The organism is Thalassospira sp. CH_XMU1448-2 (genome assembly GCF_037027285.1).
Lineage (GTDB): Bacteria > Pseudomonadota > Alphaproteobacteria > Rhodospirillales > Thalassospiraceae > Thalassospira > Thalassospira profundimaris_C.
Window position 1 is genome coordinate 1,243,056 of the sequence record NZ_JAYMEA010000001.1, and the last position, 18,014, is coordinate 1,261,069.

Annotated in this window: 15 protein-coding genes; 11 read left to right on the forward strand and 4 right to left on the reverse strand. The window is 53.5% G+C overall.

Annotation, left to right across the window (positions count from 1 at the left end; translation table 11 throughout):
* Nucleotides 1-136 precede the first annotated feature (136 nt).
* Nucleotides 137-1,264 carry a Gfo/Idh/MocA family protein gene (locus tag WA318_RS05625; RefSeq protein ID WP_336080235.1) on the reverse strand — a complete coding sequence of 376 codons (1,128 nt, stop codon included), beginning with the start codon at nt 1,262-1,264 and terminating at the stop codon, nt 137-139.
* 108 nt (nt 1,265-1,372) lie between these two features.
* Here WA318_RS05625 and WA318_RS05630 point away from each other — a divergent pair, with 108 nt between their 5' ends.
* The 9 genes from WA318_RS05630 to iolB all read left to right on the forward strand — a co-directional run bounded on the left by WA318_RS05630 (nt 1,373) and on the right by iolB (nt 12,204).
* The gene (locus tag WA318_RS05630; RefSeq protein ID WP_336080236.1) at nt 1,373-2,203 is read left to right on the forward strand and encodes a MurR/RpiR family transcriptional regulator; all 831 of its coding nucleotides are present in this window, start codon (nt 1,373-1,375) and stop codon (nt 2,201-2,203) included.
* 216 nt (nt 2,204-2,419) lie between these two features.
* On the forward strand, nt 2,420-3,424 hold the full coding sequence (gene iolG / locus WA318_RS05635; protein WP_114100098.1) for an inositol 2-dehydrogenase: 1,005 nt from the start codon (nt 2,420-2,422) through the stop codon (nt 3,422-3,424).
* 436 nt (nt 3,425-3,860) lie between these two features.
* A complete protein-coding gene (locus tag WA318_RS05640; RefSeq protein WP_114100097.1) occupies nt 3,861-4,802 on the forward strand; it encodes a sugar ABC transporter substrate-binding protein in 942 nt (313 codons plus the stop codon).
* A 73-nt stretch (nt 4,803-4,875) separates the two neighbouring features.
* The gene (locus WA318_RS05645; RefSeq protein WP_114100096.1) at nt 4,876-5,973 is read left to right on the forward strand and encodes an ABC transporter permease; all 1,098 of its coding nucleotides are present in this window, start codon (nt 4,876-4,878) and stop codon (nt 5,971-5,973) included.
* The gene (locus tag WA318_RS05650) at nt 5,973-6,752 is read left to right on the forward strand and encodes an ATP-binding cassette domain-containing protein (protein WP_114100095.1); all 780 of its coding nucleotides are present in this window, start codon (nt 5,973-5,975) and stop codon (nt 6,750-6,752) included. The genes WA318_RS05645 and WA318_RS05650 overlap by 1 nt, the downstream gene beginning before the upstream one ends.
* On the forward strand, nt 6,752-8,665 hold the full coding sequence (locus tag WA318_RS05655) for a bifunctional 5-dehydro-2-deoxygluconokinase/5-dehydro-2-deoxyphosphogluconate aldolase (protein ID WP_336080237.1): 1,914 nt from the start codon (nt 6,752-6,754) through the stop codon (nt 8,663-8,665). Before WA318_RS05650 ends, WA318_RS05655 begins: the two co-directional genes overlap by 1 nt.
* The gene (iolD, locus tag WA318_RS05660; protein ID WP_336080238.1) at nt 8,662-10,491 is read left to right on the forward strand and encodes a 3D-(3,5/4)-trihydroxycyclohexane-1,2-dione acylhydrolase (decyclizing); all 1,830 of its coding nucleotides are present in this window, start codon (nt 8,662-8,664) and stop codon (nt 10,489-10,491) included. The genes WA318_RS05655 and iolD overlap by 4 nt, the downstream gene beginning before the upstream one ends.
* A 4-nt stretch (nt 10,492-10,495) precedes the next feature.
* Nucleotides 10,496-11,401 (forward strand): myo-inosose-2 dehydratase, encoded by a 906-nt coding sequence (gene iolE, locus WA318_RS05665; RefSeq protein ID WP_336080239.1) that lies wholly within the window; start codon nt 10,496-10,498, stop codon nt 11,399-11,401.
* Complete coding sequence (gene iolB / locus WA318_RS05670) at nt 11,401-12,204, forward strand: 5-deoxy-glucuronate isomerase (protein WP_336080240.1); 804 nt, start codon at nt 11,401-11,403, stop codon at nt 12,202-12,204. Before iolE ends, iolB begins: the two co-directional genes overlap by 1 nt.
* A gap of 152 nt (nt 12,205-12,356) precedes the next feature.
* Here the strand turns inward: iolB and WA318_RS05675 are convergent, their stop codons facing one another.
* Nucleotides 12,357-13,007 (reverse strand): GntR family transcriptional regulator, encoded by a 651-nt coding sequence (locus tag WA318_RS05675; protein WP_336080241.1) that lies wholly within the window; start codon nt 13,005-13,007, stop codon nt 12,357-12,359.
* A gap of 121 nt (nt 13,008-13,128) precedes the next feature.
* On the opposite strand from WA318_RS05675, the gene tcuA reads away from it, so the two are divergent.
* Both tcuA and tcuB read left to right on the forward strand, forming a co-directional pair.
* The gene (gene tcuA, locus WA318_RS05680) at nt 13,129-14,517 is read left to right on the forward strand and encodes an FAD-dependent tricarballylate dehydrogenase TcuA (RefSeq protein ID WP_336080242.1); all 1,389 of its coding nucleotides are present in this window, start codon (nt 13,129-13,131) and stop codon (nt 14,515-14,517) included.
* The gene (gene tcuB / locus WA318_RS05685) at nt 14,501-15,631 is read left to right on the forward strand and encodes a tricarballylate utilization 4Fe-4S protein TcuB (RefSeq protein ID WP_336080243.1); all 1,131 of its coding nucleotides are present in this window, start codon (nt 14,501-14,503) and stop codon (nt 15,629-15,631) included. The genes tcuA and tcuB overlap by 17 nt, the downstream gene beginning before the upstream one ends.
* Before the next feature lie 80 nt (nt 15,632-15,711).
* Here tcuB and WA318_RS05690 read toward each other — a convergent pair whose 3' ends face one another.
* Both WA318_RS05690 and WA318_RS05695 read right to left on the reverse strand, forming a co-directional pair.
* Nucleotides 15,712-17,121 (reverse strand): sensor histidine kinase, encoded by a 1,410-nt coding sequence (locus WA318_RS05690; RefSeq protein WP_336080244.1) that lies wholly within the window; start codon nt 17,119-17,121, stop codon nt 15,712-15,714.
* The gene (locus WA318_RS05695) at nt 17,118-17,780 is read right to left on the reverse strand and encodes a response regulator (protein WP_336080245.1); all 663 of its coding nucleotides are present in this window, start codon (nt 17,778-17,780) and stop codon (nt 17,118-17,120) included. The genes WA318_RS05690 and WA318_RS05695 overlap by 4 nt, the downstream gene beginning before the upstream one ends.
* Nucleotides 17,781-18,014: the final 234 nt, after the last annotated feature.

Sequence of the window (18,014 nt, forward strand, 5' to 3'; positions counted from 1 at the left end):
CACTTAGGGGAAGGGATCGGCAAAGCTTCCCGGCTTGGCCGCACTGCGATTGTGCGGTTATGCGCCAGCATGCCCGGTGCACGTGTCGATATCCTTTCATTCCCGAGTAGCAAAACACGTTTAAAGTAATATTGGGTCATCCCTCGGAGAGCGAGACTCTGGTGCCGCTTTTCGCAGAGATGGCGATTGCGTGAATTGCTTTTTCAAATTCGTAAGCATGTTCAAAATCTGGGTATGGTGTGCTGTCATCCCGGATAGAACGAAGCAATGCAGAGGCCTCGATCACTTTAAGATCGTTAAAGCCCAGCTGATGGCCTGGTGCCGGACAGAATTCTCCATAAGGCGGGTGAGCGGGGCCGGTCAGGATGGTCGTGAAGCCTTGCTGAGCCTTGTCACCGGAGTTGCGATAGAGATGCAATTCGTTCATGCGCTCCTGATCGAAACAGAGCATGCCTTTGGTGCCGTGAACTTCCCAAGCCAACCGATTCTTGCGTCCCCAAGCGGAACGCGATGTAGAGAGGCTGCCGTGAGCGCCATTGGTAAACCTGACCAATGCTGATGCGGTATCCTCGTTCTCAACCTTTGCGCGGCCTGTTCCATCTGCAAGCAGGCGTGTGGTGTGAATGGTTTGCATATCGGCAATCAAGCTGTCGATTGGTCCGGCGAGGCCGTATGCCATTGAAACAAGATGACATCCCATGTCACCCAGGGCCCCGAGCCCGGCATCGGCGAGTTTGGCGCGCCAGGTCCAAGGTAACGCCGGATCGGCCTGATAATCCTCGTCTACCCAACCACGGAAATGGACGATATCACCGATCTCGCCATTTTGGACAAGTCGACACGCATGTGAGAAGGCAGGGTTTTTAATATAGTTATAGCCCACCATGGTCTTTACGCCTGCTTTGCGGGCGGTGTCACGCATCTCGCGCGCCTGATCAAGCGTCAAAGCGAGTGGTTTCTCGCAATAGACATGCTTGCCGGCCTTGATCGCAGCAATTGCCATGTCGAAGTGAAGCGTGTTTGGTGTGGTAATCGAAACGATATCAACGTCGGGGTCTGAAACCAAAGCCGTCCAGTCGTCTGTGCATTTGGCAAAACCAAACTGGTCAGCCATCTGTTTGGCTTTCTCTTTCGGAGTGTCGCATAAAACCGCAAGGTGAGACTCCGGAACATCGCCCATAACCGCCCGGGCAGCGCCAAATGCCAGCGCGTGTGCCTTGCCCATGAAGCCCGTACCAATCAGGCCAATCCCAAGAGATTTCATTTATTGGAACTCCTCGCCTAGTCAAAATAGAATTTTTGTTCTATTCATATGGATGATCATGGAACGAACATTGCGTCAAGCAGAAACAAAAAAGGAAGAACAAACGCCATGAGTGATCAGACCGCACCTGTTTCGCTTGAGGAATTCAATCATCGCTTGGCCGAAATATCGGAAACCATGCCCAAACGGCTGCGGCAATGTGCCGAATTTGTCGCGCAAAATACTGACCGGATTGCGGTATCGACCGTGGCCGAGCTTTCTGCCGGGGCCGGTGTGCAACCATCTGCGTTTATGCGGTTTTGTCAGCTGATGGGGTTTGCCGGTTTCTCTGACATGCAAAGAATGTTTCGGGAAACCTATGCGCAAAAATGGCCTGACTACGCGACGCGCCTTGAAAATTTGCGGGCAACTGGCGACGACAGCCCAAGTGCCCTTCTGGCAGAGTTTGTCGAGGCCGGGCGCCTGTCACTTGAGAATTTGGCGACAACCGTTGATCTTGAAACGCTTGAAACTGCGGTAAATGTTCTTGCCGCAGCCCCGATGATCCATGTCGTCGGATTTCGTCGTGCCTTCCCGGTGGCAAGCTATCTGTCCTATGCCTTTGAGAAAATGGACATCGCCGCTGTGCTGCATGACGGTGTGGGAAATCTTAATCCCCGTCATGCGATCCGCAACGGGGACGTGGTTATCGCGATTACCTTTGCTCCCTATTCGCAGGAAACGATCGATCTGGCTGCTTATGCCCATGCAAATGGCAACAAGGTGATCGCAATCAGTGATGCACCAAGCGGGCCGATGCGCAAGACGGATGCCTTGATGTTGTCTGTTTCCGAGGTTGATGTCGGAGCCTTCAGGGCATTGTCTGCCACCATTTCACTGGCTATTGCGCTTGCCGTTTCGGTCGGGGCCAAGCGCGACAAGCTGGGGAATGGAAAATAATTATTGAAAAATAACATTAATGGAATAAATATTCTATTCGTGCGGTCTGTGGACGGCGCACGTGTCACCACAAATGGATGCACAAGACATCCGCAGGACCAGCCCGAAATCGCCAAAAATGTTCAATGGTTGCAGGCACCTTGCTGGCGCATGGCATGATGGTGAGGGATGGTTGTCGCAAGGACGGCGAAAAAGCCAAAGGGAAGGAATATCGGAATGCTTAAAATTGGTCTGCTGGGGGCAGGGCGTATCGGCCAGGTCCATGCGGTCAACATTGTTGCTCATCCGCAAAGTGAACTGGTTGCTGTATCGGACAAGTTTCCGGAAGCAGCCCGGAGTCTTGCGCAGGCTCATGGTGCAGCCGCGCGTACGACCGAGGAAATCATTGCTGACCCTGCGATTGATGCGGTCCTGATTGCAACCTCGACCGATACCCATGCCGACCTGATGGAGGCGGCAACAGCAGCAGGCAAAGCGGTTCTTTGTGAAAAGCCGGTTGATCTTGATCTTAAACGCGCGGTGGATTGTCTTGCCAGATGCGAGCCGCATGGCAGGCCGGTAATGGTTGGCTTTAACCGTCGGTTTGATCCGAACTTTGCCAGCCTGAAGACCGCATTTGATCAAGGTGAAATCGGCAAGGGTGAATTGCTGTCGATCACATCCTTCGATCCGGCCCCGCCACCGGTCAGCTACGTCAAGGTATCGGGTGGAATTTTCCGCGATATGGCGATCCATGATTTTGATATGGCGTGCTGGATTTATGGTTCTGTGCCGGAAAAGGTGACGGCAATCGGATCAAGCATCGTTGATCCGGCGATTGGCGAGGCCGGTGACTTTGATACGGCGATCACCACGCTTGAATTTTCGGGCGGGCGCATGGCTGTCATCAAGAACAGCCGCCGTGCGGCTTATGGTTATGATCAGCGGATCGAGTTTCTGGGCGCAGAAGGATTGCTTGTTGCCCATAACGTTCTGGAAAATACCGTTGAGAAAATCACGAGCGCAGGCGCAACCAAAGCCAAGCCGGAACATTTCTTCCTTGAACGCTATGCCAAGGCCTATCAGATCGAATGGGACAGTTTTGTTCAGGGTGTTCAAGGGAAAGGGGATCTTCCTGTGCCCCTGAAAGACGGGATCAATGCCCTTGTGGTTGCCGAGGCCGCAGCACTGTCCGCACGCGAGGGGCGGACAGTGGATGTCGCAAGGGAAATCAAGTCCTGACGGGATCAGCGACCTTTGCGGGTTGAGTTTGCGCCGGCGCAGTCAAAAGGCTGCGCCGGTTTTGTTTTGGAATGTTGGTCTGTCAGGGGATTGTGCGAGTCGTGCACATGATTGATGAAACCGGATTTTTTGCGGGTTTTAAAGGGAGCTTTGCAAGAGGATGCTTCCTTGCGTCTCGCAGGCTGTCTGGGCCCGTTTTACGGGAGTCCTGATGATTCAGTGATGTACCAGAAAGGGCTATCTCGCAGTGCAATAGAAAAAAAATGTTGATTTTGTCAGAAAATAGAACAAAAATTCTATTCAAGGATTTCAAAGGGACGGTTCTACGTTCCCTCATACTTGGCAAGAAGGCCGCATGAAGACGACCGATTGCCCGGAAATCACATAATCCGAATGGGACAACCCCAACATTCTCAGCCGACTAGGGAGGCAACTGATGAAAAAGGCGCTTACTGCCATTGCGGCAGCAGCATTTGCATTGACCGGCATGACCGGTGTGGCATCTGCGGAAAATGAAAAATTCGTTCTGATCAGCCATGCACCGGATTCCGATAGCTGGTGGAACGTGATCAAGAATGCGATCAAGGTCGCGGGTGGCCAGATGGGTGCAGAAGTCGAATACCGTAACCCGCCGACCGGCGATCTCGCCGATATGGCCCGTATTGTTGAACAGGCCGCTGCAACAAATCCGGATGGCATCATTGTCACTATCGCGGACTTTAACGTTCTTAAAGGTCCGATTACCGATGCGGTGGACAAGGGCATCCCGGTGATCACGATTAACTCCGGTACGCAGGAACAGTCCGAAGAACTTGGTGCGCTGATGCATGTTGGGCAGCCGGAATATGATGCCGGTTTCGGTGCTGGTAAACGTGCTGCAGCAGCAGGCGCAAAAAGCTTTGTCTGTGTAAACCACTACATCACCAACCCGGCATCTGTTGAGCGTTGCCGTGGCTTTGCTGACGCCCTTGGTGTCGAACTGGGCAGCCAGATGATCGATAGCGGACAGGACCCGTCGGAAGTCAAAAACAAGGTCAGTGCGTATCTGAACTCCCATCAGGATGTTGATGCGATCCTGACCCTTGGTCCGAACTCGGCCCATCCGACCCTTGCTGCCCTTCGTGACGCCGGTCTTGCCGGTGAAATGATGTTTGGCACGTTTGATCTGTCGTCAGAAATTGCCGAAGCAATCAAGGCCGGTGAAATCAATTTCGCGATTGATCAGCAGCCTTACCTTCAAGGGTATCTGCCGGTTGTCATCCTGACCAACTATGCCCGTTACAGCGTTCTGCCGTCCGGTCATATCAATTCAGGTCCTGGCTTTATCACCAAAGAGAATATCGCCCAGGTCGAAAAATACGCTGGCGAATACCGTTAATCTTCCTCCCTGCCAAGGGCGCGCAACTCGGCCGCCCTTGGCACCCCAAACTATCAGCTAAAAGAGTGATGCCATGTCGGACGAGCGGCTCAAGCAAGTCTCAGCCATTCGCCGTGCCATGATCAGGCCCGAACTCGGTGCGATCTGCGGTACGATCCTGGTCTTTGTTTTCTTCTTCATGATTGCTGGCGACAGCGGCATGTTTTCCCCGGAAGGGATTCAGAACTGGGGGGTGGTTTCCGCCCAGTTTGCAATCATTGCCGTGGGGGCCTGTCTGTTGATGATTGCAGGCGAGTTTGATCTTTCCGTCGGTTCCATGATCGGTTTTGCCGGGGTGGTGATTGCCATCCTGTCTGTCCAGTGGGGCTTGCCGGTCTGGCTTTCGATCATTTCGGCCTTCATTATATGTGTCGCCCTTGGCGCGCTGAACGGGTTCCTTGTTATCAAGACCGGTCTGCCGAGTTTTATCGTTACCCTGGCATTTCTTTACATTTTGCGCGGCCTGACCATCTGGCTGTCGATCCTGACGACGCGCCAGACCATTATCGGTGGCGTCAAGGAAGTGGCCCAAGGAGATCCGCTGGCCTGGTTGTTTGGTGGCGTGATCCTGAAAGATCTGTTCCAGTGGTTGGGTGACATTGGCGTCATTGATACATTCACCCGTGGATCGCGCATGGGGCAGCCGGTGGTCGAAGGCGTACCGATGCTGGTTCTCTGGGCGTTCGCGCTGATTATTTTTGGTCACTGGCTTTTGACCAAGACGCGGTTCGGAAACTGGATTTTTGCATCCGGTGGTGATGCGCAGGCCGCACGTTATGTCGGTGTTCCGGTCAATCGCGTTAAAATATTGATGTTCATGTTTACCGCATTTTGCGCGACCGTGTTTGCCACCTGTCAGGTGATGGAATTTGGTTCGGCGGCGGCAGACCGTGGATTGCTTAAAGAATTTGAAGCAATCATTTGCGTGGTCATTGGTGGCGCATTGCTGACCGGTGGGTATGGATCTGTGATTGGTGCTGCTCTTGGGGCGCTGATCTTTGGTGTGGTTCAGCAGGGCCTGTTCTTTGCCGGTGCGGAAAGCTCGCTCTTCCGCGTCTTCCTTGGCGGGATTCTGATCTTTGCTGTCATCATGAACACATATATCCGCCGCATGATTACGGGAGAACGGTGATGAGCACGCCTCTGATTGAAATGGACAATATCGAAAAGCATTTCGGTCCTGTCATCGCGCTTGGCGGTGTTTCCTTCAGTGTTATGGAAGGGGAATGTCACTGTCTTCTGGGCGACAACGGTGCGGGTAAGTCAACCTTCATCAAAACCATGTCCGGGGTTCACAAACCAACCAAGGGTGTGATGCGGATAAGCGGTCAGGATGTCGTTTTTGACAGTCCGCGTGATGCGATGGAAGCCGGAATTGCAACGGTGTATCAGGATCTGGCGATGATCCCGCTGATGTCGGTTACCCGCAATTTCTGGATGGGACGTGAACCGCGCAAAAGTTTCGGTCCGTTCAAATGGATTGATTTCAAACATGCCAATCAGGTGACCATGGATGAAATGTCATCGATGGGGATTAACCTGCGCGAACCCGAACAGGCGGTGGGTACGTTGTCGGGCGGTGAACGCCAAACGGTGGCAATTGCGCGTGCGGTTTATTTCGGAGCCAAGGTCCTGATCCTTGATGAACCGACCTCGGCCCTTGGTGTGCGTCAGACATCGAATGTGCTGGCGACCATCGACCGGGTACGCAAGGCCGGGATTGGCGTCATCTTTATTACCCATAATGTGCGTCATGCGATGGCCGTGGGTGACAGGTTCACGGTCCTGAACCGTGGGCAGACCCACGGCACGGCGAAGCGCGGTGAAATCAAACCGGAAGAGTTGCAAGACCTGATGGCAGGTGGTCAGGAACTGGCCGAGCTAGAAGGGTCTCTCGGGGGGACGATTTAATGAAGCGGCTGGATGTCATAACGATCGGACGATCGTCGGTTGACCTTTATGGCGCGCAGATTGGCGGGCGCCTCGAGGACATGGCGTCGTTCAATAAATATATCGGCGGGTCCCCGACCAATATGGCCTGCGGGACAGCGCGGCTGGGGCTTAAATCAGCCCTGATCACCCGGGTCGGTGACGAGCATATGGGGCGTTTTATCCGTGAAAAGCTTGTTGCCGAAGGCGTTGATGTGCAGGGCGTCATTACCGACCCTGAACGTCTGACCGCGCTTGTCTTGCTGGGCGTTCGTGATCAGGAACAGTTTCCGTTGATTTTCTATCGCGAAAACTGTGCTGACATGGCGCTATGCGAGGAGGATATCGATCCCGATTTCATCGCAAGTACACGCTGTGTGACGGTGACTGGTACGCATCTGTCGCATCCGAAAACCCGTGCTGCGGTCCTTAAAGCGGTGAGACTGGCACGTGATCATGGTGCCAAAACCGCACTTGATATTGATTACCGTCCTAATCTTTGGGGGTTGTCCGGGCACGGGGATGGTGAAAACCGTTTCATTGCCTCGGATGCGGTGACCAGGGAATTGCAGGCGACCTTGCATCTGTTTGATCTGATCGTCGGCACCGAGGAAGAATTCCACATTGCCGGGGGGACAACCGATACCCTCGAGGCATTGGAAAATGTTCGGGTGATCTCGGATGCGACGCTTGTTTGCAAGCGTGGTCCGATGGGGGCGGTGGCATTTACCGACAGGATTGGCGCGAACCTTGATGACGGAATCTCCGGTCCGGGATTTGCGGTTGATGTGTTTAACGTGCTTGGTGCTGGTGACGGTTTCATGTCAGGCCTGTTGAAAGGCTGGCTGAGTGACGAGGATTGGGAAACGTCGCTTAAATACGCCAATGCATGCGGGGCGTTTGCGGTGTCACGCCATGGCTGCACTCCGGCTTATCCCAGCTGGGAAGAACTGCAATTCTTCTTTGATCGCGGGATGAAAACACCGGAACTGCGCAACGATGCAGAACTGGAACAAATTCATTGGTCGACAAACCGGACAGGCCATTGGCCGGAAATGCGCGTTTTTGCCTTTGACCACCGGATGCAGCTTGAAGACCTTGCCGATGAGCTCAGCGTTTCGCGTGACCGTATCGGATCGTTCAAGGAGCTTTGCCTGCGCGCGGCCCGTGACGTTTCGGGTGGGCGCGAAGGTTACGGCATTTTGTGTGATCGCAGATTGGGGCGGGATGCCCTTTATGCCGCGGCGGGCACCGGGCTTTGGATCGGGCGACCGGTTGAACTTCCGGGGTCGCGCCCGCTTGAACTTGAAATTGGTCCGGATCTTGGCAGCAAGCTTGCAGAATGGCCGGTCGAACATGTGGTCAAGGTTCTGTGCTTCTATCATCCTGATGATGACGATGTGACCAAGGCCAGTCAGGAAGCAACCATCACCCGTCTTGCCGATGCAGCACGTGGCAACGGGCTGGAATTCCTGCTTGAAGTTATTCCGTCAAAAGTACGCGACTGTGACGATCAGACAACGGCAAAGGTAATCAAACGTTTCTATGAGATCGGTGTCTATCCCGACTGGTGGAAGCTTGAGCCGATGAAGTCGGATGTAGCATGGCGCAATGCCTGTGACGCCATTGCCCAAAATGATCCTTATTGTCGGGGCATTGTGGTGCTGGGTCTTGACGCACCCGAGGCAGAGCTTGTGGAAAGTTTCGAAGTCGCAGCACGCTTTAACATGGTCAAAGGCTTTGCCGTCGGGCGGACCATCTTTGTCGATGTTGCGCGCGACTGGTTTAAAGGTACGATCGATGATGATCAGGCCATTGCATCGATGGTCCAAAAATATCGCGCCCTTTGTGAAACGTGGGACGCGGCGCGCAAGAAATCGGGAGGAGCGGCATGAAAACTGTTCGTTTAACCGCCGCCCAAGCCATGGTGCGGTATCTGAGCGTACAGCTCAATCATGACGGCGAAGGCTTTTTCGGGGGCTGCTGGGCCATATTTGGTCATGGTAATGTCGCCGGAATTGGTGAGGCCCTGCATGGGGCGGGGGATAGCTTCCCGACATGGCGAGGCCATAATGAACAGGGCATGGCCCTTGCCGCGATTGCCTATGCCAAGGCATCAAATCGCAAACGCGCCATGGCGGTCACGACCTCTATCGGGCCGGGTGCGACCAATATGGTGACAGCTGCGGCACTGGCCCATGTCAACCGGTTACCGGTTCTTCTGATACCGGGCGACGTTTTTGCCAATCGTGCGCCGGATCCGGTTTTGCAACAGGTTGAGGACTTCGGGGATGGCTCGATTTCGGCCAATGACTGTTTCAAACCGGTCAGCCGGTATTTTGATCGCATTACCCGCCCGGAACACCTTTTGACAGCCTTGCCCCGCGCAATGGCGGTTCTGACCGATCCGGCTGAATGCGGTCCGGTGACGCTGGCCTTCTGTCAGGATGTGCAGGCAGAAGCCTATGACTGGCCTGAAAGCTTCTTTGCGCCGAAAACCTGGAAACAGTCACGTCCGCGCGCAGATCTTGATCAGATTGAAGATGCCATTGCGGCGATCAAATCGGCGAAAAATCCGCTGATCATTGCAGGCGGTGGTGTGCATTATGCCGATGCGTGTGATGATCTGCGTGATTTTGCCCATCGTCACAATATCCCGGTGGCAGAAACCCAGGCCGGGAAATCGGCCCTGCCGTGGGATGATGAGCTTAATCTGGGGTCGATCGGTGTGACCGGGGCAAGCAGCGCCAATGCCATTGCCGAAAATGCCGATCTGATTATTGCGGTTGGTACACGTCTTCAGGATTTCACAACCGGAAGTTGGGCTCTGTTTAAAAGACCGAACTGTCGCATTCTTTCAATTAACGTCGCGGCATATGATGCGCGTAAACACGGTGCGATCTCGGTCGTTGGTGATGCCAAGGTAACCTTGGCGGAATTGACCGGGGCGCTGGGTGAGCATCGCGCAGATGCCGTTGACCCCACCCTTAAGCAAAGCTGGGTAGATACGGTTGATGGCGTGACCGCCATGCCGACAGGAAATGCCCTGCCAACCGATGCGCAGGTTATCGGTGCCGTCCAGCGTAGCAGCGATGAGGATACGATTATTGTTTGTGCTGCTGGTGGTCTTCCTGGCGAGTTGCACAAACTTTGGAAAGCTGCCCGGCCGAACGGCTATCACGTGGAATACGGCTTTTCCTGCATGGGCTACGAAATTGCCGGTGGTCTTGGCGTCAAGATGGCGTGCCCGGATCGCGAAGTCGTCGTTATGGTGGGCGACGGGTCCTACATGATGATGAATTCCGAACTGGCGACCAGCGTGATGCTCGGCCACAAGATCATCACTGTGATCCTTGATAATCGCGGCTTTGGCTGTATCAACCGTTTGCAGATGGCAACCGGTGGGGAAAGCTTTAACAACCTGCTGGATACCGCACGCCACGCCGTACCGTCGGCCATCGATTTCACCGCACATGCCGGTGCGATGGGGGCGATTGCCGAAAAGGTGTCTTCAATTACCGAACTTGAAGAAGCCATGGTGCGTGCGCGCAAGGCAGACCGGTCATACGCCATCGTGATTGATACCGATCCATTGCCAAGTACCGAGGCCGGTGGCCATTGGTGGGATGTTGCGGTGCCGGAAGTATCGGTTCGCCCGTCTGTGAACGAAGCCCGCAAAAATTACGAAGCTGCGCTGAAGAACCAGCGCCCCGGAGATTAAGAATATGATCCTTTACGGTACCAACCCGATTGCTTGGTCCAATGATGATGACCAGACCCTTGGTGCAGAAATCAGCCTTGAAACCTGCCTGTCCGAAGCGGGCAAAATCGGTTTTGATGGCATCGAAAAGGGCCACAAAATGCCGACCGAGCCGACGGCTCTTAAAGCGGCCCTTGATCCTCATGGTTTGAAATTTGTTTCTGGTTGGCATTCGCTTAATCTTCTGGCCCATTCGGTCGAGGATGAGAAAAAAGCCATCCAGCCGCATCTGGATTTGCTTAAGGCCATGGGCTGCAAGGTTTGTATTGTTTGCGAAACGTCAAACGCCATTCATGGCAATGACGAAGCGCCATTGAATGACAGCCCGGTTCTGGCCGATGACCAGTGGGCGAAATTTGGAGCCGATGTCGAAGAAATCGCCGCTTATTGTGCGGATCAGGGCATTGATCTGGTCTATCACCACCACATGGGCACGATTGTAGAAACGGCTGATGAAATTCATGCCTTCATGAATAATACCGGTCCGAAAACTAGGCTGTTGCTCGATACCGGTCATGCCTGGTTTGGTGGGGCGGATCCCGAAGAACTTGCTGTGCGTTACATGGATCGCGTTGGTCACATCCATTGCAAAAACGTGCGTCCGGCGATTAGCAAACAGGTCCGCGAACAGGGGCTTAGTTTCCTTGAAGGCGTGCGTCGTGGTGTCTTTACCGTGCCCGGCGATGCCGAGGGCGGTGTTGCGTTTGAGCCGGTCCTGAAAATCGCAGCCGAGCATGGATATTCCGGTTGGCTGGTGATCGAGGCTGAGCAGGACCCCAAAATACGCAATCCGTTTGAATATCAGTCATTGGGTCTGAAATCGCTTCGGGATATGGCGCGGAAAACCGGACTGGATAAAGGAGACGCCTGATGGCTGATCTGCTCAGAAAACCCAACGGCACCACGGGCAAGGTCCACGATATCACAGCCGAAAGTGCCAATTGGCACTATGTCGGATTTGGCCTGTATCACCTTAAGGCAGGGGAAACCGCAGCCGAGGTAACCGGTGATCGCGAAGTCATTCTGGTTCTGGTTGAAGGCAAGGCAAAGATTTCGGTCGATGATCAGGATTTCGGTGAACTTGGCAAACGGATGAGCGTGTTTGAGCGCATACCGCCAGCCTGTGTTTACGCGCCGAATGAAAGTAACTGGAAAGCCGTGGCGACCACCGATTGCACAATCGGGGTCTGTACCGCACCGGGCAAGGGCAATTACCCGGCACGTGTGATCGAGAATATCGAGCTGGTGGAACGCGGAAAGGGGGCGAATACCCGTTACATCCATCCGATTGCGATGGAAGAAAAAGACATCGCCGACAGCCTTCTGGTGACCGAGGTCTTTACCCCGCAAGGTAACTGGTCAAGCTATCCGCCGCATCGCCATGACGAGGATAATTATCCCGACATGACCTATCTTGAGGAAACCTATTACCATCGCCTGAATCCCAGTCAGGGTTTTGGTTTCCAGCGGGTCTTTACCGAAGATGGTGAACTTGATGAAACCATGGCGGTTTCGGATGGGGATGTCGTCCTCGTGCCCAAAGGCCACCACCCATGTGGCAGTCCGTATGGATATGAGATGTATTACCTTAATGTCATGGCAGGTCCGATGCGCAAATGGCGTTTCCAGAACCACCCGGATCATGACTGGATATTCCAGCGCGACAGCAAGTAAGGAACTTATTCAAGTTCGGACTAAAGAGGTCGCACAGTGCACATGCAAAAAGTGTCACGACACGGCTTGCGATGCATATGGTCGCGGCTTCCCTTGCATGCTTGCCAGCGTTTCCAGTTATCCGGCTTCTTCGTGCGCAACCGGGCGTATTATTATTCACGCAGCAGTTTGATTCTTAGTCTCTGTGCGCTTCGGATATGATGGCGTGCTGCAGCATCTGCCTGATCGGCGTTGCCCATTCGTATGTTGTCGATTATGTCCTTATGTTCTTCGTAGGCGCTTTCGGGACGGCCCTCATATTGGAGTGTTGTGCCGCCCAAAAGCGCCATGGAGTTCGATAAGGAATTAAGTGCGTCAATAAGATAGCGATTGTTCGCTGTTCTATAGAGCGCGTGATGAAACAGTCGATTTGCCTCTGCGACTTTTATCGGGTCTTTCCCGTTCTTCAGCATCATTTCGTTAAGGTCTTCAAGTTCGGCAATTTCGAGCTCTGACGCATGACGCGCAGCGTAGCGGGCTGCGGTTCCCTCCAGGACTTCTCGAATCTCGTATAGCTCTATTACTTCCCGATGATCGAGTTCTTTGATCACGGCCCCGTGTCTTGGCATGTGGATTAGCAGTCCATCACTTTCCAGACGGCGAATGGCATCACGGACCGGGGTGCGGCTGATACCGAACCTTTCGGCAACTTCCACTTCACGGATTCGGGTTCCCGGTTTGAGTTCGCCATGCTGGATGGCCGCCAAAAGCTTTTGGTAGGCAACTTCGCCTCGCGGCTGCTGATTGGCGGAATCTGGGCTCATGGATAGGCACCTGTTTTGTGTGGTTTGGGTTTTAACTTGACACACGCTTTCAGAAATCTCAAGTTTGCGGACAATTGTATACAAGAGTATCCACTTAAATGCGAAGAAAGATGGAGACGTCGTGAAAACTGAATTTGACCATTACGATGTTCTTGTCGCGGGTGGCGGGCAGGCAGGACTTATTGCCGCAATTGTCGCAGCGGAGAAGGGCGCTCATGTGTGCTTGCTGGAAGGTGCGCCCAGAACGCATCGCGGGGGGAACACTCGGCATACCCGCAATTTGCGTCCGATGCATGTCGGCCCCCTGTCGGTTTTGAGCGGGACCTATGACGAGGCGGAATACTGGGATGACCTGATGCGCGTGACCAAGGGGAAGACCAACGAAACGCTGGCGCGTATGACTTTGCGAAATTCGACAGAGGCCGTTGCCTGGCTTGAACAGCGCGGTGTTCAGTTTCAGCCGCCACTTGGCGGGACTCTGCATCTGGGCAGAACCAACGCCTTCTTTATGGGCGGGGGAAAGCAGCTGTTGAATGCCCTTTACCGCTACGCCGAAAAGCTCGGTATTGAAGTCCACTACGATGCGATGGTCTCGTCTGTCGATATTGCAGATGGAAAATTCAAAGGCCTCAAGGTTGGTGGACATGCGATCTCGGCCACCGCGTTTGTTGCTGCAGCTGGTGGGTTTGAAGCGAATATCGAGTGGTTGAAAGAGGCATGGGGGGACATTGCCGAAAACTTCCTGATCCGCGGAACACCCTATAATCGAGGTGATCTGTTGCGCATGCTGCTGGATGCCGGAGCCCGGCAAATCGGCGAGCCCAATCAGTGCCATGCGGTTGCAATTGATGGCCGTGCGCCAAAGTTTGACGGCGGAATCTGCACGCGGGTTGACTGCGTGTCGCTTGGCATTGTGGTGAACAAGAATGCCGAGCGATTTTACGATGAAGGCGAGGATTTCTGGCCAAAACGATACGCGATCTGGGGGCGCCTTGTCGCCGATCAGCCTGACCAGGTCGCCCATGTCATTATTGACCAAAAGGCACGTGGTGCCTTTATGCCCCCCGTGTTCCCGGCCGTAATTGCCGACACGATTGGCGAATTGGCGCAAAAGATCGGTCTGGATGCCTCAACGCTGGAGAAAACCGTTGCTGACTATAACGCGGCGGTTCAACCGGGAGAATTTGATCACACCGAACTGGATGGGGTTCACACCACCGGGCTTTCTGTGAACAAGACCAACTGGGCCCGCACACTCGATCATCCCCCTTACAGCGCTTATTCACTCCGACCCGGCATCACATTCACTTATCTCGGTGTTGAGGTCAGCGAAAAGGCACAGATGCAGATGGCGGACGGGACCCAAAGTCCAAACATCTTTGCTGCGGGAGAAATCATGGCCGGAAATGTTCTGGGCCAAGGGTACCTTGCCGGGATCGGCATGACGATTGGAAATGTATTTGGACGAATTGCAGGAAGCGAGGCTGCCGATTATGCGCTCAACCGATAAAACAACCGAAGCCGCCCGCGTGATGTCGATCTGCAATGCCTGTCGCTATTGCGAGGGACATTGCGCTGTTTTCCAGGCCATGGAACTGCGGTTGGAATTCAATTCGGATACACTCGATTATCTTGCAAACCTTTGTCATAACTGTGGGGCCTGCTACCACAATTGCCAATATGCGCCGCCGCACGAATTTCAGCTTAATGTCCCGGCTGCGATGGCGGAACTGCGGCAGGAGAATTACGGGGTTTATGCTTGGCCGGGCTTTATGGGCAAGTTGTTTGCCAATAACGGTCTTTGGGTCAGTCTTCTGTCCGTCTTCGTAATCTCGCTGTTTTTTGGCGCGACCGCCATTTTGACAGGGGCCGATTTCTTCGCAGCGCATGAGAATGCATTTTATGGTGTCATTTCACACAATGTCCTGGCGACAATGTTTGGCACCGTTGGCGGGTTGGTATTGCTCGCGCTGGCGGGGTCTGTTGTCAAGTTCTGGCGGACAATGAACTTGCCAAGTCCGCATCGGCTTGACTATCCCCGTATCATGCAAGGGATAAAGGATGCGCTTTCACTTAAATACCTTGATGGCGGTAATGGTCAGGGGTGTTCATATCCGGGTGAAACGCCATCGATGGCAAGACGCTGGTTCCATCAAATGACGTTCTGGGGCTTTATGTTGTGCTTCGCTGCAACATCATCTGCCACGATATTACATTATGGCTTCGATCTTCCCGCACCTTATGGATATTTGAGCCTGCCAAAGCTTTTGGGCATCCTTGGCGGGATTGGTCTTATTGTCGGACCAGCGGGTCTGTTGATGCTCAAGACCAAGGCAGATGCGGCGCCCATGGGAAAAATGAACAAAGGTATGGATGTCAGTTTTCTGGTTTTGCTGTTTTTGACAAGTTTTACCGGACTTTGTCTGATGTTTCTGCGCGATACGCACTATGTCGGGGTGATGCTAAGTCTTCATCTTGGTGTTGTGATGACCCTGTTTTTGTCCATGCCATATGGCAAATTTATTCACGGATTTTACCGGCTGATTGCGCTGATTGTATTTGCAGTGGAGAAGAATGATCACAAACAGGTGGTTGGTGTTTGCCAGGATAGTAAAGCTGCCTGAATTTCACATTCTCAAAGGCTGGCGCATGGTGTGCCAGCCGCATTGTCATGCAGTTTTGGGGCGGAGAAAGATAAAACCGGTTAAAGCGGGAACGCAATCCGGACCTTCAGACCGACACCGTCCTTACCGTCTTCCAGTGTCAATGTTGCCCGATGTGCGTCAGCGACTTCCCTTACAATAGCAAGTCCAAGGCCGCAGCCTTGACCATTTTGCTCATCAAGCCGGACAAAACGTTCCAGAACTGCATTTCGGTCTTTTTCCGGTATTCCCGGCCCGTTGTCTTCAACTTCGAGAACAGGCCCCACAGCAACACCGGCACCAATCAAACGAACCGTCACAATCGTACCGGGTGTGCCATATACAATGGCATTGTCGATCAGGTTGCTCAGCATTTCCTGAAGCAGAACCTCGTTGCCGGTTTCGATTTCACAGTTCATGCCTTCACTCTGGTCGTCGAAGCCCAGATCAATATCGTGGCGGATTGCCTGACGAACCATGCCAGATGTAACAGAGGCGGCAAGCGCCAACAGATTGATCTTCTCGTAGCGAACGGCCTTTCGACCTTCGGGCGATACTCGCGCCAGATTGAGAAGCTGGCTGGCAAGCCGGGCCGTTTGCCGGGTTTGATCAACGATACGTTCAAGCGCCTCTCGATCTTCCGGGTTGCGGGCATTCCGTAAAGCCCATTCGGCTTCGGCCTGCACCGTCGCAAGAGGGGTGCGTAGCTGGTGTGATGCGTCGGCGATGAAACGCTGATTAGCAGTTATGGAGCTTTCCAGACGTGCCAGAAGGGCATTGAGAGACTTGACGACTTCGGTGACTTCCTTGGGCATGGCGTGGCGGATTGGACGCAAATCGTCAGTTGATCTGCGCCGAATTGCCTGTTGAAGCCGTCTGAGTGGGGCAAGGCCGCGTGACACGCCGATCCATGCGAAAACGCCACCGAGAAACATCAAAACCATAAAATCGGTGGTCGACCCCAGCAGTTCGTCATAAATCAGATTATCGCGTTCGCGACGCGTTTGGCTGACGTCGATGGTAACCCAGCCGTAAATGTTCGAGGATGGATTTGCGACCAGATACTTCATGGTCACCGCACGCACGTCCTCGTTGCGGTAATGTGCATTGTAAAAATGGGGTACTCCGGGTTCCAGCGTAACACCTTCAGGCAGTCGTGGCAGGCCGAAATCACCTGTTACGAATGCCCCGTCAGGACCCTGTACCCGGTAATAGGTGTTCTCGCGTGTGAATTGCTCCAGCAGCAACTCGATATCACGTGATAAAAGGTCGCCTCCGGAATTAATGGCGTGTTCGGATATCGTTACCGCCAGTGCAACCAGAAGCCTGTCCTGAATGCGATTGGCCATTTCACTGACGGTCAGGTAGTTTTTCGCCAGCAGTCCGAATGTCAGCATGAGGCCAGGCAGCAAAAGCCAGCGCAAAAGCCTTGCGCGTAAAGATGTCGATATAACTGTAGCGTTTTCGGTCATTCGTCAATCATGTAACCAAGTCCGCGAATAGTCCGGACTTCGACATCACCTGATGCAATTTTTTTGCGTAGTCTACTGATGTAAAGTTCGATTGATTTTACACTGGCTTCATCGTCAAAGCCAAAAAGATGCAGGGCGATTTTTTCCTTGCTGATCACCTGGCTGATATTGAGAAGCAGTATTTCAAGAACTCCGCGTTCGCGCGGTGTTAGCGAAACAGGTTGTCCATCAATCATCACGGATCTGTCGACCGAATTGAATGTCAGCTTTCCAATTGTGATGAAGGGATTACGCTTTCCAATATTCCGTCGCAAAAGGGCCCGTGCCCGGGCTTCGAGTTCCGACAACTCGAACGGTTTGACCATATAGTCATCGGCCCCGGCATCCAGACCGGCAACGCGTTCATCCAGATTGCCGCGCGCGGTCAGGATCATGACCGGCAAATTGATTTGGCGGGCGCGTACGGCTTTCAGAATTTCAATTCCGTCGAGTCCCGGAAGCGATAAATCGAGAATCAGAAGATCGAACGTCTCTTGCAGAACAAGGTTCAGAGCGTCTTCGCCGTCGTGAACCAGATCGACAGCATGATCGGTCTGCCGAAGAGCGGCAGCGATTTTATCAGCCAGAACACGGTTATCTTCTACGATCAGAATGCGCATTTACCTTAAATAACATTGAAAACAGCTTCGAAAATTAAAAAGTTGCCCATCGACAGCAAACTGACAGCTTTTTCGTTTAGTTTTTCCGTCATAGGCAAACGGTACTTCCGGCAACGACCGGTCACAAAACAACAACAGCCGAAAGCCTGAACGGGAGGAAACAGACAATTGATGTCGCTATGTGCGTCACAGGTTCCTTTCCTTCCATTCGAGAGAAAACAACCGTTACGGAGG